This window comes from Rhodopseudomonas palustris, from assembly GCF_003226555.1.
GTDB lineage: Bacteria > Pseudomonadota > Alphaproteobacteria > Rhizobiales > Xanthobacteraceae > Rhodopseudomonas > Rhodopseudomonas palustris_I.
This window is the reverse complement of sequence record NZ_QKQS01000038.1, coordinates 296,625-319,075: the sequence shown is the minus strand read 5'-3', so window position 1 is coordinate 319,075 and position 22,451 is coordinate 296,625. Positions and strand designations below refer to the sequence as shown.

General features: G+C 60.1%; 17 protein-coding genes and 1 pseudogene. 3 read left to right on the top strand and 15 right to left on the bottom strand.

Going from position 1 to position 22,451, the window contains the following annotated elements:
* Both DNX69_RS25300 and DNX69_RS25295 read right to left on the bottom strand, forming a co-directional pair.
* On the bottom strand, nucleotides 1-1,325 hold a 1,325-nt coding region (locus DNX69_RS25300; RefSeq protein ID WP_110788758.1), incomplete at its 3' end, for a mannose-1-phosphate guanylyltransferase/mannose-6-phosphate isomerase.
* A 209-nt stretch (nucleotides 1,326-1,534) separates the two neighbouring features.
* Nucleotides 1,535-2,224 (bottom strand): annotated as a pseudogene (locus DNX69_RS25295) (IS5 family transposase); the annotation flags it as partial.
* A gap of 208 nt (nucleotides 2,225-2,432) precedes the next feature.
* Here DNX69_RS25295 and DNX69_RS25290 point away from each other — a divergent pair.
* From DNX69_RS25290 to DNX69_RS25280, 3 genes are read left to right on the top strand one after another with little or no spacing between them, the layout of a single operon-like run.
* Nucleotides 2,433-3,128, top strand: a complete 696-nt coding sequence (locus tag DNX69_RS25290; RefSeq protein ID WP_110788757.1) for a class I SAM-dependent methyltransferase — start codon at nucleotides 2,433-2,435, stop codon at nucleotides 3,126-3,128.
* Between the two features lie 3 nt (nucleotides 3,129-3,131).
* Entirely contained in the window at nucleotides 3,132-3,512 is a 381-nt protein-coding gene (locus tag DNX69_RS25285; RefSeq protein WP_110788756.1) for a GtrA family protein, read from the top strand.
* Nucleotides 3,513-3,522: 10 nt separating this feature from the next.
* Entirely contained in the window at nucleotides 3,523-4,539 is a 1,017-nt protein-coding gene (locus tag DNX69_RS25280) for a glycosyltransferase family 2 protein (RefSeq protein ID WP_110788755.1), read from the top strand.
* Nucleotides 4,540-5,277: 738 nt separating this feature from the next.
* Here the strand turns inward: DNX69_RS25280 and DNX69_RS25275 are convergent.
* The 13 genes from DNX69_RS25275 to DNX69_RS25215 form a co-directional block, all read right to left on the bottom strand.
* Nucleotides 5,278-6,744, bottom strand: coding sequence for a hypothetical protein (locus DNX69_RS25275; RefSeq protein WP_133256047.1), 1,467 nt, complete (start codon nucleotides 6,742-6,744; stop codon nucleotides 5,278-5,280).
* Between the two features lie 361 nt (nucleotides 6,745-7,105).
* Nucleotides 7,106-8,635, bottom strand: coding sequence for a hypothetical protein (locus DNX69_RS25270; RefSeq protein ID WP_133256046.1), 1,530 nt, complete (start codon nucleotides 8,633-8,635; stop codon nucleotides 7,106-7,108).
* Nucleotides 8,636-8,660: 25 nt separating this feature from the next.
* Nucleotides 8,661-9,461 carry a glycosyltransferase family 2 protein gene (locus tag DNX69_RS25265; RefSeq protein WP_234827075.1) on the bottom strand — a complete coding sequence of 267 codons (801 nt, stop codon included), beginning with the start codon at nucleotides 9,459-9,461 and terminating at the stop codon, nucleotides 8,661-8,663.
* The gene (gene fcl, locus DNX69_RS25260; RefSeq protein ID WP_110788782.1) at nucleotides 9,427-10,365 is read right to left on the bottom strand and encodes a GDP-L-fucose synthase; all 939 of its coding nucleotides are present in this window, start codon (nucleotides 10,363-10,365) and stop codon (nucleotides 9,427-9,429) included. The genes DNX69_RS25265 and fcl overlap by 35 nt, the downstream gene beginning before the upstream one ends.
* A 3-nt stretch (nucleotides 10,366-10,368) precedes the next feature.
* Nucleotides 10,369-11,451 (bottom strand): GDP-mannose 4,6-dehydratase, encoded by a 1,083-nt coding sequence (gmd, locus tag DNX69_RS25255; protein ID WP_110788752.1) that lies wholly within the window; start codon nucleotides 11,449-11,451, stop codon nucleotides 10,369-10,371.
* Between the two features lie 9 nt (nucleotides 11,452-11,460).
* Entirely contained in the window at nucleotides 11,461-12,477 is a 1,017-nt protein-coding gene (locus DNX69_RS25250; RefSeq protein ID WP_110788751.1) for a GDP-mannose 4,6-dehydratase, read from the bottom strand.
* Between the two features lie 40 nt (nucleotides 12,478-12,517).
* On the bottom strand, nucleotides 12,518-15,511 hold the full coding sequence (locus DNX69_RS25245) for a glycosyltransferase (protein WP_110788750.1): 2,994 nt from the start codon (nucleotides 15,509-15,511) through the stop codon (nucleotides 12,518-12,520).
* Nucleotides 15,512-15,528: 17 nt separating this feature from the next.
* On the bottom strand, nucleotides 15,529-16,608 hold the full coding sequence (locus tag DNX69_RS25240; protein WP_133256045.1) for a class I SAM-dependent methyltransferase: 1,080 nt from the start codon (nucleotides 16,606-16,608) through the stop codon (nucleotides 15,529-15,531).
* On the bottom strand, nucleotides 16,563-17,393 hold the full coding sequence (locus tag DNX69_RS25235; RefSeq protein ID WP_110788748.1) for a class I SAM-dependent methyltransferase: 831 nt from the start codon (nucleotides 17,391-17,393) through the stop codon (nucleotides 16,563-16,565). The genes DNX69_RS25240 and DNX69_RS25235 overlap by 46 nt, the downstream gene beginning before the upstream one ends.
* Before the next feature lie 5 nt (nucleotides 17,394-17,398).
* Entirely contained in the window at nucleotides 17,399-18,820 is a 1,422-nt protein-coding gene (locus DNX69_RS25230) for an ABC transporter ATP-binding protein (RefSeq protein ID WP_110788747.1), read from the bottom strand.
* Complete coding sequence (locus DNX69_RS25225; RefSeq protein ID WP_110788746.1) at nucleotides 18,810-19,628, bottom strand: ABC transporter permease; 819 nt, start codon at nucleotides 19,626-19,628, stop codon at nucleotides 18,810-18,812. Before DNX69_RS25225 ends, DNX69_RS25230 begins: the two co-directional genes overlap by 11 nt.
* Before the next feature lie 620 nt (nucleotides 19,629-20,248).
* On the bottom strand, nucleotides 20,249-21,406 hold the full coding sequence (locus tag DNX69_RS25220) for a glycosyltransferase (RefSeq protein ID WP_110788745.1): 1,158 nt from the start codon (nucleotides 21,404-21,406) through the stop codon (nucleotides 20,249-20,251).
* 185 nt (nucleotides 21,407-21,591) lie between these two features.
* On the bottom strand, nucleotides 21,592-22,434 hold the full coding sequence (locus DNX69_RS25215) for an ABC transporter ATP-binding protein (protein ID WP_110788744.1): 843 nt from the start codon (nucleotides 22,432-22,434) through the stop codon (nucleotides 21,592-21,594).
* Nucleotides 22,435-22,451: the final 17 nt, after the last annotated feature.

Genomic DNA, 22,451 nt, shown 5'->3' with positions numbered 1-22,451 from the left:
ATCTTGCCGGGGTTCTCCAGCCGGTGCGTCGCGCCGATCGGAATGTAGATCGACTCGTTCTCGTGGATGGTCTTGACCAGTGCGTCCACCGTCACCTGTGCGGTGCCGCGCACCACGATCCAGTGCTCGGAACGGTGGTGGTGCTTCTGCAGCGACAGCCGCTCTCCCGGCTTGACGATGATGCGCTTGACCTGATGCCGGTCGCCTGAATCGAGCGAGCGGTAGGAGCCCCAAGGACGGTGAACTTGGGCGTGATGGTCGGTGACCTCGGGCGCCGCCGCCTTGACCTTGGCAACCAGCCGCTTCAGCCCGTTACCGTCCTTTTGCCGGGACACCAGAACGGCGTCCTGGGTCGCGATCACCACCAGATCGTCGACGCCTTCGAGAGCCACAAGGGTGTTGTCGCTGGAGACGTGACAGTTGCGGGAGTCTTCAAACACCGCAGGACCTTGTGCGGCATTGCCGCCGCCGTCCTTGGCCGACAGCTCCCACACCGCACGCCAGGAGCCGACGTCCGACCAGCCGCAGTCGACCGGCACCACGGCGGCGCGCTTGGTCTTCTCCATCACCGCGTAATCGATCGAGATCGGCTTGGCTTTGCCGAACGAGGCTTCAGGCAATGTCACGAAGCCAAGGTCGCGGCCGGCCGACGTCACAGCGTCGGTGATCGCGGCAACGCTGTCGGGATCGACCGCATTGTACTCGTCAAGCAAGGCTGCGGCAGGGAACATGAAGTTGCCGCTGTTCCACAGATAGCCCGACTCGACATAGCTTTCGGCGGTGGCGAGGTCCGGCTTCTCGACGAACTTGGCGACATTGCGGACCTTGCCGACGATCGCGTCGCCGGGACAGATATAGCCGTATTCGGTCGCCGGACGCTCCGGCTTCACCCCGAAGGTCACGATCCGGCCCTCGGCCACGCCGGCCAGCCCGTCGCGGCAGGCCGCAACAAAAGCATCGTTATTCTGCACGATGTGATCGGCCGCCAGCGCCAGCACAATCGCTCCCGCCTCACGCTGTTCGGCGAACACCGCGCCCGCAACGATCGCGGGGCCCGAGTCGCGCCGGGCCGGCTCCAGCAGGACGTCTGCCCCGATCCCGATCTCGGCCAATTGGTCGCGCACCATAAAGCGATAGGCGGCGTTGGTGATGATGATCGGGCGCCCGAACAGTGCCGGATCCGACACCCTTAAAAGCGTCTCCTGAAACGTCGAGCGTGCCCCAAACAGCGGCAGAAACTGCTTCGGAAGCACCTCCCGCGACGCCGGCCACAGCCGCGTCCCGGCACCGCCGCACATGATCAGGGGGGTGATGCGCGCGATCATTTGTTCCAATTCCCCTTGTTCTGCGCCACTTATTGACGGCCCCTGGGCCTTCGTCAAGTCATGCGCCGACGGTCCTCTGACACCCCACGCTGCCCTTTGCGAGACCTCTGCGAAACTGGCCGAGTTTGTTATTTTTGGTTGGTGAGGAGGCGATCTCGGGATGCGATGCGAGCGACGAGGACGGCTGAGCGGCCCTGGCGGCTGCCTGATCAGCGGATGGCGGCTGCGGTGCGCAGGTTGTAGGCGATCGAGATCAGATCGAGGTGGAATGTGTTGGCGGTGATGCCTGCGTAGCGCATGCGGGTGAAGCCGTAGCGGCCTTTGAGCTGAGCGAATGTGCGTTCGATCGCCTGCCGCACGCACCCGATCAGCTTGTTGCGTACGGCCTGCCATCGCGGCAGTGCCTTCTGGTGCTTGTTGCGACGATGTTGGATGCGATCCTTGATACCGCGGGCTTTGAGAGCTTGGCGCCGAGCCCGTTTCTCGTAGGCCTTGTCGGCATAGACAGCCTTCTCGTCGCCGAGGACGAGCTCGTCGGCGACTTCGCTCTCATACGTCTTCGCCCCGGTCAGTTTGCGAGCCCGGATCAGGCCCGATCCCTGATCGATCGCGATGTGAGCCTTGTAGCCGAAGAACAGTTGGCGCTTTGGGCCCTGCCTTGTCCAGTTGGCTTCCGGATCGTGTGACGAGCGGCTCTCGATCCCGCGTGGTGTCGATCCCGACGCCGGCGTTCGCCCCGAACTCTGAACCAGGGTGGCGTCGATCAACGTCTCCGTCTTCAGGACATATCCTGCCGCCTCGAGCTGCCGGAGAACTTCCTTAAACAGAGCGTCCCCAAGGCTTGCCTGCTGCAAGGCATTGCGAAACCGGCAAAGCGTCGTCTCATCGGGCGTCTGCGCAAGTCGAGTTTCTCTCGGAGTCAATCCGAACGTGCGGTTCCATAGGCTCATCACCATCTAAAGAAGCGCTTCGAGAGAACTGCAGTCGCGAAGGTTTCGGTCGAGGTCAGCGGGTAGCTGGAGTAAAGCTTCGGCGCTTGCCACGATGCTGCAGCGTCTTTAGAACCTTCGCATAGACACTCCTGGGCTGCAGTTAGGGCTTCCCCACATGGACCAAACTGAATTCGACCTTTTCGCCGACAACTACTACGAGCAGCACGTACGGAACATCTCGATTACCGGCGAGGGGCCTGAGTATTTTGCCGAGTATAAAATCAATGCGCTGAAGCAGATTGCCGACCGAGCGAAGTTGTCGCCATCGCGGATCTTCGACTTTGGCGCGGGGATCGGTAATTCAATCCCATTTTTCAGGAAGTATTTTCCAGGTGCACAGATCGCCTCCGCCGATGTTTCCGCGCGGAGTTTGGAGATCTGCAGGGAACGGTTCCCAGACGCTGACAACCTACTGCTGATCGAGGAAGACCGTATTCCTCCGCTTGGAGAATTGTACGACATCGTGTTCTCGGCCTGCGTCTTTCACCATATTCCGCACGACGAGCACCGGCATTGGCTAATGGAGCTGCGTCGGATCACGCGGCCAGGTGGGATGATCGCTATCTTTGAGCACAATCCACTTAACCCCCTCACAGTACGAGCAGTCAGGACCTGTCCTTTCGACGAGAACGCAAGATTGCTCTTTGCTCGGACGCTTATGAAGCGGCTGCGAAGCGCAGGTTGGAATGAAGGTGCCGTGCATTACAACGTGTTCTTTCCCCGGTCACTGGCGGCGCTCCGACCGCTTGAAGAGCGGCTGGGATGGTTGCCGTTCGGCGCTCAATATGTAGCGGTAGCGCGAAAGGATTGAAGTATGCAGCTTCTTAGGTATGGGCTGGCGGGGATTTTTAATACAGCTATCGGTATCAGTGTGATTTATGTTGCTATGTACGCCCTCCGCCTGAATTACGTCTATGCCAATATTGCCGGCTACGCGGTGGGTATTGGGGTTGCTTTCCTTCTCAACCGCACTTGGACGTTCCAGCATTCGGGGGCGTGGTTAAGCAGCTTCATCCGATGGTTGCTCGTCGTCGGGACGGCGTATTTGTTCAATCTCGGGGTAATCGTTGGAATGCGCCAAGGCTTTGGAATGGATCCGTATCTGGTGCAGGCTGCAGGTATATTTACCTATACAACGATTTCGTTTCTCGGCGGGCGATACTTTGCTTTCGCAACTCCCGCCCGTGGCGTCTAGGAGTGGGGTCATGAGTGCCCATCCGCCAATACTCAGCGTTGTCGTACCGTGCTTCAACGAAGAGGAGGTTCTTCCCGAAACGGCTCGACGATTGGATGAGCTGTTCCATCGGTTGATCGACGAAGGCATGGTCGATCCGCAAAGCCGAGTCTATTTCGTCGATGATGGTTCGCGGGATCTGACTTGGTCTTTGATCGGTGGCCTCCATCGCGGCAATCCGCGGTTTGGTGGCATCAAGCTATCCCGCAACCGAGGGCACCAAAATGCGTTGCTTGCAGGCCTCTTATCGGTACCTGGTGACATGGTACTGTCAATCGACGCTGATCTTCAGGACGACCTCACTGCCATCGAACGCATGCTGCAAGCCGCAGCGGGGGGAGCCGACATCGTGTTCGGTGTCCGAAGCGATCGCAGCTCAGATACGTTTTTCAAACGCATGACGGCGCAGGGATATTATTCTCTGATCGGAAAGCTTGGCGTCGAGATCGTCAGTAACCACGCCGATTTTCGGCTGATGAGCCGGCGCGCAATTGAAGCGCTACGTGATTATAACGAGACCAATCTGTTCTTGCGGGCTCTAATCATTCAACTAGGCTTTGCTACCGCCATAGTGACTTACGAGCGTTCCGAGCGGTTTGCCGGAACGTCCAAATACCCCCTTCGCAAGATGTTGTCGTTGGCTGTTCAGGGGGTTACGTCGTTTTCGATACAGCCTCTTCGGGCGATTACCTGGCTAGGCCTGGCGGTATCGATCGTCTCGTTCTTACTGGGAATCTGGGCTCTGCTCTCGGCTCTTACCTTAGGCAGTACGGTATCGGGCTGGGCATCGACGGTGATCCCGATTTACATGATCTGCGGGGTACAGATGCTGTGTCTGGGGATCATTGGCGAGTATATTGGTAAGATCTACATTGAAACGAAGCGGCGACCGCGGTTCCACATAGAGGCGGCGCTTGGCGGTGCAGAAGTCTACGCTGGGGGAAGGCTAGACTTGGCGGACAAGCCGCTGACGCGAGTAGAATCTTGAGAAATGGTGGTTGCTCTAGAATCATTGCGGAGGAAGGCCCAGAACTTTGTGGCACGAGACGCGACTGTTACGATCGACCGATGTCGATGAGCGATTCATGTTCCGATGGAAACGATATCCCGTATCGACGAAATAATTGCTGCGTATCATCGAATACAAGCCTTTCTTACGACATGGGCGCAGGCGGCTTCGATCGTGAGTTTCCCTGCTGCTCGCATTAGGTGGCGGGTGTTGGACAGAGCAGCTGAGTCAGAGTGAGATGTGGGTGCGGCGGTGGATACTAAGGCCTAGTGACTTTCCGGATGATGGTTGGCGACTTTGGCTGCCAAGGTTCTCCTTCACGATCATGTCTCCTGGCTTGAGCGCTCCGATGTGTTTCTCCTCAACATAGGCGCCCGGTCGGTGGCCGGCCTGCCGAACAGGAACAGAGCCAGTCAGCCGGCTGCAGCGAAGTGCGTCCAAGGAAGGTCAGCGTTCGTTGCTGGCACGCGCGAAGCCGATTGCTTTTTGTCTCCGGCCGCGCAGTGGGCCATGTTGTTCTTGGTGGAGGTCTCTCCCTTTAGACGCGCACCTGCTCAGATGTGAGCGATCCTGTAAGCTGTGATAGCTCCGTCGCGGCGCATTTGTCGGCTTGGCCCTGCTCAAGCGCAATACTGTCCTATTAAAGCTCTCGCCAATAAATTCCTCCTGATCGCGTGTGCCGAGATTTTCCTATTACGAATGGGCCACCACGGCACCTTACTGTGCGGCGGTCGAGCAAGATGTGCGAACAAAAAGCGTTGGAGGGTCCGCTGCTTCAATCTGGTGTTCTGTCCACGCAGGATCGCCTCTGAGCCAAACCTTGACTTGGTCGTAGAATTCGATTCCTGGAAGGTGCTGATTACGAGATTCAGTCGTGCCAGCCCCGTTTGGCAGCAGGACGAAGTTCGCGTGCTTCAGGCTGGCTGTGATCGAGTCCAAACTGCGAGCCATAAAGAGGTGCTGCAAAGAGAGATCCATGTTGTATTTTTGTGCCACGCTAAGTGCGACAGCCTCGGCGGTGACAGGATACGCTCCTATGGTTGCATAAACATACTTGGTCCCGAGGCAATTATCGCGTCCCAGTGCATTCGTTTTGACGATGGACACGATTTGCTGGAGCATCGGCGCCGTCTGGTTACGCCAAATTCCTTGCTGGTATGTGTGCGCGGGGCTGACCGAAAAACTGACTGTCCCCACAACGATGACAGAAGCGTACATTGAGTATTTCGGGAACCTCCCGATAAGCCTGGCGCAAGCTAACACCGAGCTTACGATGAACGGAAAAAAGAAAAAACTGCTCTGGTAAACGCTTTTATCGGCCGTAAAAATAAGACCGACGAATATCAATGTTGTCCATAAATAATATGAGACTACTCGCTTCGGAAGGTCTCGTTTGACCAGAGAGTAAATCAAATCAGACACAATCAATGCCATTCCTATAAAAAGAGAATAGCCTAAAGCCGCGTATCCGCCAGTTCCGGTCAAATTGTACCCGATGTGGAACAGCCATCCGCCCGGTGTGTGCCAGATGTCCTTGTTTGTCACCAGTGTTTGATAAATATAAGCATAGGTCTGGGGCCCCCATACGATCGAAACAGGAACTACAACCGTGGCTGCGGAAATTAGCATTACTAGTAGATTAGTGGTTTCTTTCTTCCAGCTTTTCCCTGCAAGAAAGAATCTTGCAATTGCCGCCAATCCAATCATGGGAATTGTCAGTACGGCGGCGGACAATTTGATTGTGACGGCAAACGCACAGACGAGGCCGATGACAAGTGCAAACTTAATGCTTTGCGGCTTCATTTCGGAAACTAAAAGCAAGTACCCGGCGAAAGCAAAGAAGAGTCCGGCAATCATGTCGGGCCGTAGCTCGGTTATGATAGCGCCCGCCGCCGGCACGAACATTGCGGCGACCGCGATTAGCAAGGCAGGCCGCGCCTCGATCCAAGCGGAGGCAACCGTAAACATCATGGCGGCGTAGGCGAGCAGTCCCCAATAGTTTGCTATGTAAGGTCCGGCATTGTGGGGTCCGAAAAGCCAAAAGCCGATCATAGCCGTCAAGGTCTCTACCGGTGCATGGGGAGGATTGTTTATGAAATCCGCGATCAGAGTGCGAAGCGACCAGACATGATTGAATGCGATGCGTTTGAATGCGTCTAGTAAATAGCCGTTGTCGTCGTACACCGGAGGCGCTGCTAACGCTCCGACGACAGTCGCGAGCGAAACGTTGAGAGCTGTGAAAATGGCTGCGATGATAGCCAGGAGCGCACAGTAGGGCCTTGGGATTCTGCTCATTGATCCAATCTACTATTTTGGCAACGGTGTGAGCTCGAGGAGCGTGCGCCTTAAGCCGTCGTTGGTCCGTATTGGCTTTGATCGTGCTGCGTGACCCAACGCGACGGCGTGCTGATATTCCGCCAGCGTAGCAGGTGCCCCTTTAGCGGCGAAGAGATCGTGCCCGAACTCGATCCTCGAAAATCCTAAAGTTTATGACGAGGCCATTTTCTTCATCGGGCACCGGCTGGTCAGGAGCCACCGTACGGATTTACGGGTCTCCGGGGAGACCCAAATAGTGCCAGGCAAATTTTACGATGCTTTGAGCACCGCCGTTATAAGTGGCGTACTGGGAGGTAATCTTGGTGCTCGGCTCATGTCCGATCGTGGGGCCTCGGTCAAAAAAAGCTGCCTGATGGGGGTATGCAGCTGGCGCTATAACCGTCACGAGAGCTGGTTTTGTTTCTCCTTCCCCAAGGAGAGACTCTTGCACAAATTTCAGCTCCTCACGATTCAGGTGAGTTAGTCCGATCGCATTATCTCGACCTATGAGGGAGAGTATGACGGCGAGGCCGCCAACTAAAGCTATAGATGCTTTTTTATCAAGGTGCGCGATCAAGGCGGCGGGGCCGATGCTCAAGAGTGCGGTAAGGCAAATTTTTGACCTTAAGTCGATTGCGCCCTGTGCGAGGATAGGCACCATGATCAGGAGCGTAATTGCTGCATAAATCATCAAGGCTTCGATCCGCTGCCTGCATTCAGCTAACCGAAGGCAGACGGCTCCCAAGGCGACTACCTGTATAGCTATAAGCGCCCATAGTGTCGTATAGAGGATGTTCTCAGAAGACCCCGACCAATAATATGTGGCAAGTTGCATCTGCGACGAGGCGAACCGAGCAGCCAGATCTGCGAATGTACGGGTATTGACTAAGGACTGAGTGCGGCCTGTTGCTTCAATCCCGTCGAGAGATAGGTACAGAAAAAAGATGACCAAATAGATTAGGATAGCCAAAATCAAGGCTGCGATCGCGCCGATTGCGGCATAGCGTCTCGTGTGCCAATTCTCATTAGTGGCAGTCAAGATCGAGAATGCTAAGGGCACCAGAATAAGAAACGCTGAGACCTGATAAATTGAGAGGGAAACTACCAGCATCAACAGCGCGATACAAAACCTCTCCTTGTTTAGTGAATATGCGATAACTAGCCATGCTCCAATCGCAAGAAGGTGAGCAGGTATATGTATAGCAAGCGTCAGCCACGTCACTGAAACCGCCCACGGGACGGACGCGAGGGTTAGTAGGACCGCCAAAGCTGGGGCTGCTCCTTTCCCCGAGAGGGATTTGGCAAACGATTGCCAAAGAATTACCGCCAATGCGCAATAGCCAAGGACGATGGTCCCGCGCAGAGCCCAGTACGTGCTAGGAAGATTTTCGTAGATTAGCCATTTATAGGCCAAATAAGTTAGAAATCTTCCGTGAGAGGATAGCCAGGCGGGGCCCAAGCCGAGGCTGTACACCCAAGGGTCGTCCATCGTGAGGTAAAGTGATGAAGATGCGCCAGCGTACATAATCAGCGTAGCGGCTATGATTAAGACGATCCAGGGCAGACGCTTGTGGGTGCTCATGGCTTTCGTTCTACGGGCGACATATTTAGTGGTCAATGCCGCAGAACTGTGGATTTCAGCAAAACCCAACCGAGATTTCAGTGGATTGTAAAGTGAATGCTTGAGGATCGAGTACTGTTGCGGACCTGACGTCGAATCTGAGGCCTTCTCTTTTCCAGCGACGGGAATGAGTTTCAATTAGTGCATACAGGCGGTCGGCATTTCAGCCAAGTTGGCCCAAAAGCCACTTCACCCCTCCCTTGAACCACACCGCATAGGGTTGGGCGATCCACCATTTCAGCGGCACGTGGCCGTGATGTTTGCGGACGAGTGCGATCGCTTCTTTGTAGTGGAGGCGGCGCTGGTTGCGGGTCTTGGTGCCGTCGTGGACGCGGTTCACCGCGACGAAGTCCTCGATGAATAGCGGCGGGCCGTTCGCCTTGTAGAGCCGCCACCACAGATCGTAATCCATCGTCATGTGCAGCTTGGGGTCGACGCCGCCGACCTTGTCCCAGCAAGGGCGGCGGATTAGCGTCGCCGGCTGCGAGATGATGCAGCGGAGTGCCAACCGGCTCTCTTGGAACGGTTCCACCCACACGCGGCGGCGGGCACCTGTTGCTTCGTCGTGATTCCAGCAGCGGCCGTAGGCCATCGGCGCCTCGGGGCTGCGCTCCAGCGCCGCCATCAGCCGCGCCAGCGCGCCGGGCAGCAACCAGTCGTCGCTGTTCAGCCAGCAGACGTAGGGGGCGCTCCCGCGTGCGATACCTTCGTTGATGGCGGCCGCCTGCCCGTCGTCCTTGTTGCTGCGCCAGCCGGCGAGACGATCCTCGAATCTGGAAATCACCTCTAGCGAGTTATCGGTCGAACCGCCGTCGACGACGAACACTTCGAGCGGCACGTCCTGGGCGAGCAGCGACGCCAGCGCCTGCTCGAGGAAATGTCCCTGGTTGAACGAAGGGACTGCGACAGTGACCAGGGGGGCGCTCAGCTTAGACCTCTCTATATTTGGCGAGGAAGTCGGCATAGGCGAGGGCGATGCCGTCGCGCAGAGAGGTCCTGGCTTGCCAGCCGAGATTGCGCAGCCTGTCGACGTTGAGTAGCTTGCGCGGGGTGCCGTCCGGCTTGCTGGCGTCGAACACGATCTCGCCGTCGAAGCCGACGACCTGCATCACGGTCTCGGCCAGCTCGCGAATCGTGACGTCGACGCCGGTTCCGACATTGAACAGCCCGGCGTCGATCGCTTCGTTCTCCATCAGGAAGACGCAGGCATCCGCCATGTCGTCGACGTAGAGAAACTCGCGCATCGGGCGGCCGGATCCCCACACCTCGTACGTCTTGTCGCCGCGGCGCTTTGCTTCATACACCTTGCGGATCAGTGCCGGAAGTACGTGGCTTGTGGCGAGATCGTAATTGTCGTTGGGGCCGTACAGGTTGGTCGGCATCGCCGAGACGTATTTGGTCCCATATTGCCGGTTGTAGCTCTCGCACAGCTTGACGCCGGCGATCTTGGCGATCGCGTAGGGCTCGTTCGTCGGCTCCAGCGGTCCGGTGAGCAGATGGTCTTCCCGGATCGGCTGCGGGCAGTCGCGCGGATAGATGCAGCTAGAGCCGAGGAACAGCATGCGCTGGGTGCCGGCGGCGTAGGCGGCCTGGACGATGTTCGCCTCGATGATCAGGTTCTGGTAAATGAAGTCGGCGCGATAGACGTTGTTGGCATGGATGCCGCCGACCTTGGCGGCCGCCATGAAGATGTAGTCAGGCTGCTCGGCGTTCAGAAACCGGCTGACCTCGGCCTGTTGTGTCAGGTCGAGTTCATGGCGCGAGCGCGTCACCACGTTCGTATAGCCGGCCGCTGCGAGCCGCCGGACAATGGCCGAGCCGACCATCCCCCGATGCCCGGCAACGAAGATCTTCGCGCCTTTGTCCATCATTTACTCGTGGTAGCTGAACGTATTGTAGCCGTGCTTCTTGACCACCTCGTCGCGCTCCGCCGACTTGAGGTCTTCGCGCATCATTTCGGTGACGAGCTCTTCAAAGCTGATCTTGGGCGACCATCCCAGCTTCTGGTGAGCCTTGCCCGGATCGCCGAGCAGCGTCTCCACCTCGGTGGGGCGGAAGTAGCGCGGGTCGACCGAGACGATGCACTTGCCGTTCTGGTCGAGGCCGCGCTCGTTCTCGCCCGTGCCGCTCCAGTCGATCTTTATATCGATCTCGGCAGCGGCCGCATTGACGAAATCGCGGACGCTGTACTGGACGCCGGTAGCGATCACGAAATCGTCGGGCTCCTCCTGCTGCAGCATCAGCCACTGCATCTCGACGTAGTCTTTGGCGTGGCCCCAGTCGCGCTTGGCGTCGAGATTGCCGAGATACAGGCAGTCTTGCAGCCCGAGCTTGATGCGTGCGAGCGCCCGGGTAATCTTGCGCGTGACGAAAGTCTCGCCGCGCACCGGACTCTCGTGATTGAACAGGATGCCGTTGCAGGCGTAGATGCCGTAGGCTTCGCGATAGTTGACGGTGATCCAGTAGGCGTAGAGCTTGGCGACGGCGTAAGGCGAGCGCGGATAGAACGGCGTCGTTTCACGCTGCGGGATCTCCTGCACCAGACCGTACAGCTCCGACGTCGAGGCCTGGTAGAACTTGGTCTTCTTCTCAAGCCCCAGGATGCGGATCGCTTCGAGCAGCCGCAGCGCACCGAGGCCGTCGGAGTTCGCCGTGTATTCCGGCTCTTCGAACGACACGGCGACATGCGACTGCGCGGCGAGATTGTAGATCTCGTCCGGTTGCACCTGCTGAATGATCCTGATCAGGCTCGACGAATCGGTCAGGTCGCCATGGTGTAAGATGAACTTGCGATTGCCTTCGTGCGGATCGACATAAAGATGATCGATCCGGTCGGTGTTGAACAGCGAGGTGCGGCGCTTGATGCCGTGCACCTCGTAGCCTTTGCTCAGCAAAAGTTCCGCCAGATAAGATCCGTCTTGACCGGTCACGCCGGTGACGAGCGCCCTCTTCATCGGTGCCTCTCAGTTGTCTATTAATGATTGCAGGCGCTTGACCTGAGCTCTGACCATCTTGGCGACCATCTCCTCGAAGCTTACGGTCGGTTGCCAGCCAAGCACCTTCCGGGCCCTGGAAGGGTCCGCCAAACTGCTTCCCGGCTCCAGCGGTCTGACCAAGGCAGGATCGCTGAACACGCATTGTTCCCAGTCAAGGCCGATACAGCGATAAGCCGCTTCACACAAGTCGTTCAGCGTGTGCAATTTTCCCGTGCCGATGACGAAATCCGTGGGCTTTTCCTGTTGCAGGATCATCCACATCGCCCGCACGAAGTCGGGCGCATAGCCCCAATCCCTTGCCACCGCCAGATTACCCAATGCCAGCTTGCCGTCCTCGACGATCGGGCGACCCCGTTCGTTGCGGTCCGGTGAGTTGGCGATTCCAAGCGACGCACAGGCAGCGCCGTAGGCAACCTTCTGCGCGAGGAAATGCAGCGGACGACGCTCACTTTCATGATTGAACAGAATACCGTTGGCGATATACAGACCATAACTGTCGCGGTAGATCGCCGCCATATGATGGGCGTAGACCTTCGCGGCCGCGTAAGGATTGGCTGGGTTGAAGGCGGTGCTTTCGTTCTGCGGCCCGGATGCGGTACGACCGTACATTTCCGACGACGACGCATGATAGACGCGTGCGTTGGGCTTGTTGTGGCGAACCGACTCGAAAAGGCGGACCGCGCCGAGACCGTTTACCAGTAGAGTCTCGGGCGCAGTGGCCCAAGATTCGCCGGGGCGCGACTGCGAAGCCAGATTATAGATCTCGTCGGGCTTGGATTCCTGGATGGCGTTGCCGATGTCGGTGCCCTCCGTCATGTCGCCGAACAGCACAGTAAGGCGGTGGGCGAGATGGCTGGCACAGTTCGGTCGATACCAGCTCGTCTGGCGCGCGAAGCCGAATACCTCGTAGCCCTTGTCAAGCAGGAATTCGGCAAGATAGGAGCCGTCCTGGCCGGTGATGCCGGTGATCAGCGCCCGCGTCACGTCGCGCCCTCCCGCTGCTGGGTCTGGTCCGGAGCGCGCATCAACGGAATTGCCTTCGTGCCGCCGAGGCAGTGATCACCGCCTTCCGGATCATCCGGCTGAGGAATAGCGAACGTCGCCCGATCGCCTCGTACAGCGAACGAGCGACGTAGCGAAGCGTCACCGGATTGCTCGCCAGCGTCAGGGCTTGGCTGCTGAAATGAAGCACCGCTGGAAACCGATAGAGGTGGGGTGCGAGGGCGCGCAGACGCTCGCCGCCGCGCCAGCTCTCGTAAAACCGATAGGACCACAGGCCGAAGAAATAGTTCAAGCTCACATATCCGCCGTGGCGGCCGCAGATATCGAAGATCTCCTGGTAGATGATACCACGCATCGCCAGCGTCTTGGCGTCTTCGTGTAGCCGCGACTGCGCCAGCTTCCGGGGCGTGTGGCGGATAATGCCACCGGAGGTCGCGATCCGCAGCCAGTAGTCGTAGTCCATCGCGGTCTGCAGCGAGGCGTCGAACGTGCCGATCCGGTCGGCAATGCGCCGTCGCCAGAACGCCGCAGGCTGGCAGACGCAGCAATCGTGCATCAGCCGGTCCAGCGAGTAGTCGGCGGTGGCGTAGGCGCCGATGACCCGGCCGTCGACATCGATGTAGTCGGCGTTGCCGTAGATCATGTCGCATTCCGGATGCTCGCGAAAGCACGCCACCGCGGCCGCGACCGCGCCCGGAAGAAGGATGTCGTCCGAATTGAGGTAGGCGACGATGTCTCCGTGGAGCCGGGCGATGCCTTTGTTGATCGCGTCCGCCTGGCCCTTGTCCGGCTCGGAGATCCAGCGGATGCGGTCGCCATAGCTGTTCAGGATGTCGACGGTGTCGTCGGTCGAGGCACCGTCCATCACGAGAAATTCGATGTTGGGGTAGTCCTGGCTCAGCACGCTGTCGATCGAGGCGCGGATGAAACGGCCGTGGTTGCGGGTCGGCATAACGATGCTGACCAGCGGCTCCCATTTGCGCGGTTCGGCTTCGTTGCGGGCCAGACGTTCCAGCGCCGCGTGCAGCTCCCTGGCGGGGCCGGCCCAATTATAGGCTGCGAGCCTTGCAGCGGCCTTGTCGGCGAGGCTGCTCCGCAGCGTGGGATCGGCTGCGGCGCGGACCATCAACGCCGCCATCGCCGACACGTCGGTGGGGTCGCACGACAACACGGCATCGCCGCCGACTTCCGGCAGCGCGGTGGTGTTGCTGCACAGCACCGGCGTGCCGTGTTGGAACGCCTCCAGCACCGGCATTCCGAAGCCCTCGAACAACGAGAAGTACACAAGAGCCGTAGCGCGGCTGAATAGCGCACTGATCTGCTTGTGTGGCACGAAGCCGAGATGCGCGATCGGCAGATCGGCGAAATCCTTGACGAGTTCGCCGAACCCGTCGGCGTTGCCGGTGAGGACCAGCCCGGTGTTCGGTGGCAAATTCGGCAGCGCCAGCCTGAAGGCCGCGAGCAGCCGGCGGTGATTCTTGTGGGCCCACAGGTTGGCGGGCATGAAGAAAAAGCCCGAAAAGGCGGCGGCCTGCGTCGGCAGATCGGAAGCATCCGCGGCGTCCTTGAGTTCTTCGGGAAGCGCGGCCGGCATCAGGAACACGTCGTCGGTCGAGGTCCAGGCGTTCTCCACCACGGTGCGGCGGGAATGCTCGGTCATGGTCGCGATCGCGCCGCCGCGCGACAGGGCGTGAGCGAAGGCCCGCCGCCGCGCCGCCAACACCCCCTTGGAGAAGAATTCGGGGAAGTACTCGTGCTGGATATCGGGAATAACGATGACCTGCTTGGCGAACGGGAAATCGGGATGCTCCTCGGTCGGATAACTCCTGATCATCACGTCGAAACGCGCGGCTTCGCAATGGCGCGTCAGCTCCGCGTAGAAAGCGGTCGGGTGCTCGTCAAGAGGGACGAGTTCCACATTCGGTCCATCGACCAGGATCGGCGGCCTGCCCGGCCGATGGAACATCACGATGCGATCGTCGGGATAAAGACGCACCAGCTCGCGCAGCACGCCCTCGATCCAGGGCACGATGCCGCCGGAAACGCCAGCGACGATCGGATGCAGATCGACCGCGATGATCAGGTAGTCTCGGCTCGAAATTCCCTGAAAGACCGGAAGCCGGATCTTTTTCAGTGGTTGTGAAAGTGGTAGCGGGTTGCCGGCGACATCGACGCCAATGTCCTGCATGTCCTTTTGGACAAGATACCAGAGGTGCTGCAAAGCGTGCTTCGTTGCTGGGCCGAAAGCGTCTGACTGTGAGCGCATAAAGGATGACATGTTGTCGATCCAGTAGCACAGCGCGCCCGGAGTCATCGGGCTGCCGCTGTGCTGCTCCGCAACGCGCCGCAGTTCCTCGGCGCGGCGGAAGCCGCCATTGGCCGTCAGCGTGTCTCCCCATTCACGCGTCGCCGCCAGTTTGGCGTCGATCGCATAGGGCGCCGCGAGCTTGGCGAGCCTGATCCAGAGATCCCAGTCGAAGCTCCAGCGCAAGTTGGCGTCTAGCCCACCGGCAGCCTTGAGCACGGCGTGATTCATGAACGTCGACGGTTGCAGAATGTAGTCCAGACCCTCGACCAGCGCGCGATGGCTGTAGACCGGCTTGGCGTTGCTGAAGGCGCTCTTCTCGGTGCCCAGCTCGTCGACGCGAATGCCGTTGCCGAACCAGAAGCTCGCGTCCGGTTCGTTGTGGTAGGCCGCTGCGATCTGCTCGAAAGCTCCTGGCAAGTAGAAGTCGTCGGCGTTCAGCCAAGCGACGATATCGCCAGTGCAACGCGCAAGCCCCTTGTTGATCGCGTCAGCAGCGCCCTTGTCTGACTCGCTCACATAGCCGGTCAGATGGTCGGCGTTGCGCCGAATTATCTCCATCGTGTCGTCGGTGGAGCCGCCGTCGATGATGAAATGCTCGAGGTTCGGCCACTGCTGGGCGCGAATGGAATCGATGCAGTCCTGCAAGAACCGTCCCTGGTTGAGGGATGGAGTCACGATGGAGATCTTCGGGGGGCTGGTGTTCGACATCCGGAATTTGTCTTCGGCTACTGTCGCCGCTCGGTCGTCGTATTCGACATGCTCTTGACCTGTTCGATCAGCGCGTCGGTCGCCGATTGCGACTCGTGAACCATCTTGGTGAGCGCGTGGATCTGGGCCAGCCTTGCTTCGCGGTCGGCGTTGATCGTCACGATTTCAGCCTCCAAGCGCTTGATGTGACTTTCCTGGTCGAGCAGCGCCTGCACGAAACGCCCCTTCGGCGTCGCGAGGGCCTCGGCGACCTCCGCCTCGGGCAGCGGCGTGATCGGCTGCCGGCCGACGAGGAAGAACATGTCGTGTTGGGGGAATATGGGATTCTCGAAAATCATGTGGTGTGCGCCGAGGTCGCGAAACAGCTTCGTCGCCGAGCTTTTGGTGAACAGGTACAGATGCTCCTCGGGAATCAGCATCCGTACGAAATCCGGGTGGGCTTTTTGAATGTCCTCGATCGTTTCGGCGGACGGAAACGCCGGTGTTTGGAGTAGGATAAAACCTTCTGGCTTCAGCAAGTCGAGAGCCCGCCGCATCGTATCCACCGGCGAGGGAAGATGCTCCAGAACGTCCATCAAGACGACCACGTCGAACTTCGTTCCTGCCGCCGACGCGGCGTCCACGGTTCCGTGCACCACCGGAACATCGAATGTCTTGGCCGCGTATTCGACCACCCATCGGCTCATCTCCGTGCCGGACGCTTGATAGCCAGCCTGCCGGAGCAAGGCTACGAAGCTGCCGTGCGAACATCCCAGTTCCAGAACGTCTGCCGGAGGCAGTTTGTAGCGAAGAAGCGTGCGAAGCCAATACAGATTCCGATCCAGTAGGTCCGTTTTCGATCGTTGGAAGATGTTGGGAAGACTGAGATCGCCGCCCTGATGTCCAATCCAATAATCCTTTCCGTAGAACTTCGACTCGTCGTCCGAGGCCTGGTAGGTGTCGTCGGGAAGGCCGGCGATCGAGACGAGCGTGCCGCACACGCCACAGCGGACGTACTCTGAACTGAATTCGATTTCGATTTCGCCGGAACACCAGCAGCGTCTGCGAGTCATCACGCTTTCCTTGCTCTGAACACGGCGCCGCTGCAGTTGTGCCAATCCGTTTCCATTTCGAGCAGGCCTTCGATGATCTTACGAAACGCCGCGGGAAAACGAGGGTTGGATGCCAAATATGGGTGGATGACGTCTCCCAGTTCGCCTCCGCTTCCGCGCTGGACGTGCCAGAGGCTGTCCATCAGCAGGAAAGCGCCGCTGTTGTTCCTGGGCAGGATCGGGATATGAAGATCGACTTCGAAGCCGGCGGCTTCGAACGTCGCGACCCAGCGATCCACCGGGAAAGGGTTCGCCAGATGATGATACGCTAGGAACTTTTCCTGCAAGATCCTGCCGACCTCATCGAATCCCGCTTCCTTGATCAGAAATGGCAGCAGCGACCATTCCTCGAACCTGTTACTTACAACGCTGCAGGACAGGGTGCCTCCCTTCTTCAGGCAGCGGAAGATGTCTCGCAAAACGCCCTCAATGTGATCCATATGCTCAAGCGAGCAATTGGCGAAGGCATTGTCGAAGACGGCGTCGCATTCCGGTATCTGGTGCGCGGGGCCAACGTGTACGGTGTGGTACACGCCACTGCCGCGCGCCCGCTCGGCCACGCCTGCATCGAGGTCTATGCCGACCACCTCTCTGGCGTGTGGCCAGATCAGCCTGAAATACTGACCGTCGCCACAGCCGATATCAAGGATGCGGCCGTCGATGTGATGGTATTTGTAGGACGCGTACTCCCAAGCCCGCCAATGGCTCAGCGACGGCGTATAGGGATAGAGCTGCGCAACCGCATCATATCCAGCCAGAATTTCATGGCTTTGCAGGATGATGGTTTTCATATTGCTCAAGAGGTCCTGTTGAAGTCGAAATACACCGAGCCGGGCAAGTCCGCCAGGCCGTGATGGGTAAGCGGAGGGCCGTTGTGTGTCCGCCGCCAGCCGACCGCGAGGAAGCCGGCCTTGGGCAGGTGGCAGACGCGCACGATCCTGGAGAAGATCTGCTCGTGATTGAGCGTGCTCATCGCAGCGTAGGTTGCCGCGTCGATCGTGGCGAGCCCGAGCTCGAAAGTGTACTCGCCGAGTTCCAGCTGCAGTTTGACGGTTTGACGACAGCGGATGACGGTGCCGGCTTCGAGACGATGGGGCGCCGCCACGGCATATTCGAGCGATCCCTTGCCGTGGACGTTGAGGCCGCGGTCGTTCTGCAGCACGATTCCGGTCAGCGGCACGCCCATCGGCTCGGCGACGACGAATTCCGAATAGAAGCGGGCCTCTTCGCCCTGCTCGAAGCTCGGCGAGCGGACACCGGCGGCGTTGCAGACCGCGAACCGCGTACACCTCGCCCATCCGTTGCCGACCTGAACGACGCCCTCGGCGGAGACGAACTGCGAGTCGTCGGGCCAGGAGTCGATCTCGCCGATGTCGTCGCCCGCGACGATCGCCGGGGAGGCGACAGCCGGCGCGTCGAACACCGCCCGGGAGGCGGTTTGGTGGAGCTGATAATAGCGCTTGGCGGCCTCGCTGGCGTCGCCGGCGAACAGCATCTTGCCGTGATCGAGCAAGATCGCCCGGTCGCAGAATTGCTCGATGTCGGTCATGGCGTGGGACACTAGCAGCACGGCGGCACCCGAGGCGCGGATGTCTTCCAGCCGCGCGTAGCACTTCTGCCGGAAGAACACGTCGCCGACTGCGAGCGCCTCGTCGATGATGACGATCGACGCGTCGATGTGGGCCTGCACGGCGAAGGCGAGCCGGACGAACATGCCACTCGAATAGGTCTTTACGGGCTGATCGATGAAGTCACCGATGTCGGCGAAGGCGGCGATCTGGTCGTAGCGTTCGGCGATCTGATCACGACTCAATCCCAAAATCCGGGCATTGAGCAGCACGTTCTCGCGCCCGGTAAATTCCGGGTTGAACCCGCTGCCGAGCTCGAGCAGCGCGGCGACCCGCCCGGTGACGGTCACCTCGCCGTGCGTCGGCGCCAGGGTACCGGCGATGATCTGGAGCAGCGTGCTTTTCCCGCTGCCATTGCGGCCGATGATGCCGAGCGTTTCGCCGGGGCGGACCTGGAACGACAGCTCCTGCAGCGCCCAGAATTCCCGGTGATAGATCGGCGGTTGCGCGTGCCGGGCGAGCCCGATTTTGTTGGCGGTCTGGATCAGGCGCGGGACGACGATCTGCTTGAGCCGGTCGCGCGGATTTTCGTAAACGTCGTAGCGTTTGGACACGCCGCGGACGTCGATGACGATTTCGTCAGAGGACATCGGCGAATCCCCTCCGGGTCTTCTGAAACCAGACGAAGCCGAAATAGAAGATCGCCGCGCCCGCGATCAGACTGATGGTCCACGCGAGCCAGTTGATCGAATCCCCCCACAGCAATGCGCTGCGCAGCGTGATCACCGGCAGCGTGATCGGATTAAGCACCAGCAGCGACTGGAACAGCGGCGGCAGCGCGGTGATCGGATAGAAGATCGGCGACAGGAACAGCGCGATCGTGGTGACCATGCCTATCAACTGGGCGAAATCCCGCAGATAGACGCCGAGCGACGCCAGCATCCAGCTCAGACCGAGGATCGTCAGCAGCAGCGGCAGCAGCAGCACCGGCAGCAGCAGGCCGGTCGCATGCAAAGGCGTCCCCGACAACAGGCAGAACACGAGCAGCACGGCCAGGCTGACGGCGAAATTGCCGAGCGCCGAGCCCATCGTCACCAGCGGCAGGATTTCCAGCGGAAACACGACCTTCTTGACGTAGTTCGGGTTCGCGGTGATCAGACTCGGCGCCCGGGTCAGGCATTCGGCGAACAACCCGTGGACGATCAGCCCGGAGAACAACACGATCGCGAACCCGATCTTGCCATCGTCAGCGGTGCCCCACCGGGCCTTGAACGCCACGCTGAACACGAAGGTATAGATCGCCAACATCAGCAGCGGGGTGAACAGTGACCACGCCACGCCGAACACCGAGCCCTTGTAGCGCTGGACGAAATCCCGCTTCGTCAGCTCCCAGAGCAGCCCGGCATTGGCGGCGAGGCCGTTGGCCGCTGCGGCCAAGTCGGTTGAATAAGGATTCATATTTAGGCCGTCGCCGAGGCCGGTGGCGCTCGATCGGTCGTGGCGACCACGACGGCGTGCCGCCTCACTGGCATCTGCATTCAAGGTCCTAGGTCAGAAAGCCGCGCAACTAGGTGCGCAAACGAGCGCGCCGCCACCGCCGCCGACACATACGGCGACAGCACCTGTGTTTAATCAAGCGCGTCGCAACAGTCCATAAGCAGGGCCCCCGGCGCGTGGCGGCTCCAGTTCCGGTGCCGCAACGCATCTGCCAGGCCGTGCAGGGACGCCGTTGGCGGGTGTTGGTGCAGCGAGCCTTAAGCTGACCGAAACTCGAACTGAATTCCCAGAGACTTTGTTAAATTGCATAGTTTGCTCGCGAATTCCGTCATGGCCGGGCTTGTCCCGGCCATCCACGCCTTTCTTGCGTTTACGTCAGCAGGACGTGGATGCACGGGACAAGGCCGGCACGACGGATTGATGCACAAGTGGTTGAATTCATTGAGAACATTTTCGGTAGCACTCTAGGTGCCAGATCCGAACCAATATACAATGGCGTGGAATCGGCCGAAAGGCAGCCGCCGCGTCACCCGCTCGGCGGAGCCAGCCCGTCTCGTTACCGGAACCGCCCGCCGCAACCCTCAGGAGGCGTGTGCGACTGTACTGACGCCGCGCCCGCGCCTGAGAATGGTTGCCTGGTAGATGTCGCGCACCGCCGATTGGAAGACGGCGTGGTCATAAACCTCACTCACCCGCCGACGGCCGGCCTGGCCGTAGGCGGTCGCCAATTCCGGGTCATCCAGCAGGCGGGTGATCGCGTTGGCGAGTGCGTCCGGGTTGACAACGGGTACGGTGAGACCTTCGGATCCGTGCCGCGCAATGGTCGGAACTGCCGTAGGTAGCGCGGTATTTACAACCGGCAGGCCGACCGCCATCGCCTCGATCTGGACGAGCCCGAACGCTTCGGCCGCCGTCACCGACGGCAAGGCGAACACCTTCGCGGCATGCAGATACGCTTTCATTTCGTCGTGCGGGAGGAAGCCGGGCAGCATCACTCGGTCGGCGACCCCGAGCTGTTGGGCGAGTGCCTCGAGATCGGCCCGTTCGCTGCCTTCGCCGATGATCACCACCTCGGCGTCGATCTTCGTCATGGCCTGAAGCAGCACGGCGAAGCCCTTGTAGGGAACCAGCCGCCCGATCGCGACGATCAGGCGGGGGTGCTTGTGCTTCAGCTCGTCGATGCGGCGGCGCACCGTTTCGTCGGTTTGCTGCCAGGCGGACGCCTGTACGCCATAGGGGATCGCGACACACTTGGCTGCATGCGGCTCCAGGAATGCGGAGCCGTTGAGGATCGACGGATGCGACACGATGATCCGATCGGCGCGGTCGAGGGTGCGTCGGATCAGCGGGGCGAGCACCGGCATGACCAGTCCACGGCCGAGAATATCGGCGTGCCAATGCACCACGACCGCGACGTCGTCGGGAACGCCCAGAGCGACGCCGAGGTCGTTGAGCGGAAACGGCGCGTGCAACGCCAGGACATCGAACCGCGACGCCGCGCGGTGAAGTGCGAAGGCGAAGCCAGGCGCGATCGGCATCGACCACAACGTGCCGAGCGAGCCGACCGCGCGCACGGCACAGCCGTCGAGGACGAACCGGCGCGGCCAGCCGCGATCGCGCGCCACCAGGATTTCGGCCTTGTCTCCGGAGCTGCTCGGCTGCGTCAGCTTGGCGATGACTTCGGGGATGCCGCCATCGACATCGGGACGATAGACCTTATAGGCGTGCAGAACGTGCATGATCTTATGGGACGCAGGAGTACACGGCGTGCGCTTTAACACCGAATGGGTCGCGTCCCAAGGGGCCGATTGTCAGCGCCAGCGGCAAATGGCCGAAGATTCGATCCAGGGCCACGTCGGTTCGGTGATTTGAAGGAGGCTGTCATCGCCCCGCACCGCCGTCTCTCCGGGCTGCGCCATCGCCATTACAGCCACCTCTTCCTCCTCTTGAAGCTCTTCAAGTTCTTGAAGCTCTTCCGCTGCTCCCCAGCTCCGCCCAGGTAGAATTCCTTGACGTCTTCGTTGTCGCGGAGTTCGTCGGCGGTGCCGTCGAGGACGACTTTGCCTTGTTCCATGATGTAGCCATGGCTGGCGACGGAGAGGGCGGCGCGGGCGTTCTGTTCGACCAGGAGGATGGTGACGCCGAGGTCGCGGTTGATCTGTTGGATGATCGAGAACACCTCCTTCACCAGGAGCGGCGAGAGGCCCATCGAGGGCTCGTCCATCAGGATCATCTTCGGCCGTGCCATCAGCGCCCGGCCGATCGCCAGCATCTGCTGCTCGCCGCCGGAGAGATAGCCGGCGAGGCCGGTGCGCTCCTTCAGCCGCGGGAAATAGCGGTAGACCATCTCGATGTCGCGGCCGACCTCGCGGTCGCTGCGGGTGAAGGCGCCGAGCCGCAGGTTTTCCAGCGAAGTCATGTCGGAGACGATGCGGCGGCCTTCCATCACCTGGAAAATACCGCGGCGGACGATGCGGTCCGGATCAGTTCCGTTGATCCGCTCCCCATCGAACACGATCTCGCCGCGGGTGACCTCGCCATCCTCGGTCTTCAGGAGGCCCGAGATCGCCTTGAGCGTGGTCGACTTGCCGGCGCCGTTGGCGCCGAGCAGCGCCACGATCGCGCCCTGCGGCACGTCGAGGCTGAGGCCGCGCAGCACCAGGATGACGTCGTCATAGACCACCTCGATGTTGCGAACACTGAGCAGGGGGGCGGTGGCGGTCCCAGCGCCGGCGGAGGGACGATGGAGTTCGGCGGCTTCGGTCATGGGGCGTCCTAACGTTC

Excerpts from the sequence above, each read along its gene's own strand:
- DNX69_RS25290 (WP_110788757.1), top strand. The coding sequence starts at position 2,433 with ATGGACCAAACTGAATTCGACCTTTTCGCCGACAACTACTACGAGCAG.
- DNX69_RS25285 (WP_110788756.1), top strand. The coding sequence starts at position 3,132 with ATGCAGCTTCTTAGGTATGGGCTGGCGGGGATTTTTAATACAGCTATC.
- DNX69_RS25280 (WP_110788755.1), top strand. The coding sequence starts at position 3,523 with ATGAGTGCCCATCCGCCAATACTCAGCGTTGTCGTACCGTGCTTCAAC.
- DNX69_RS25265 (WP_234827075.1), bottom strand. The coding sequence starts at position 9,461 with ATGCCGACTTCCTCGCCAAATATAGAGAGGTCTAAGCTGAGCGCCCCC.
- fcl (WP_110788782.1), bottom strand. The coding sequence starts at position 10,365 with ATGGACAAAGGCGCGAAGATCTTCGTTGCCGGGCATCGGGGGATGGTC.
- gmd (WP_110788752.1), bottom strand. The coding sequence starts at position 11,451 with ATGAAGAGGGCGCTCGTCACCGGCGTGACCGGTCAAGACGGATCTTAT.
- DNX69_RS25245 (WP_110788750.1), bottom strand. The coding sequence starts at position 15,511 with ATGTCGAACACCAGCCCCCCGAAGATCTCCATCGTGACTCCATCCCTC.
- DNX69_RS25235 (WP_110788748.1), bottom strand. The coding sequence starts at position 17,393 with ATGAAAACCATCATCCTGCAAAGCCATGAAATTCTGGCTGGATATGAT.
- DNX69_RS25230 (WP_110788747.1), bottom strand. The coding sequence starts at position 18,820 with ATGTCCTCTGACGAAATCGTCATCGACGTCCGCGGCGTGTCCAAACGC.
- DNX69_RS25225 (WP_110788746.1), bottom strand. The coding sequence starts at position 19,628 with ATGAATCCTTATTCAACCGACTTGGCCGCAGCGGCCAACGGCCTCGCC.
- DNX69_RS25220 (WP_110788745.1), bottom strand. The coding sequence starts at position 21,406 with ATGCACGTTCTGCACGCCTATAAGGTCTATCGTCCCGATGTCGATGGC.
- DNX69_RS25215 (WP_110788744.1), bottom strand. The coding sequence starts at position 22,434 with ATGACCGAAGCCGCCGAACTCCATCGTCCCTCCGCCGGCGCTGGGACC.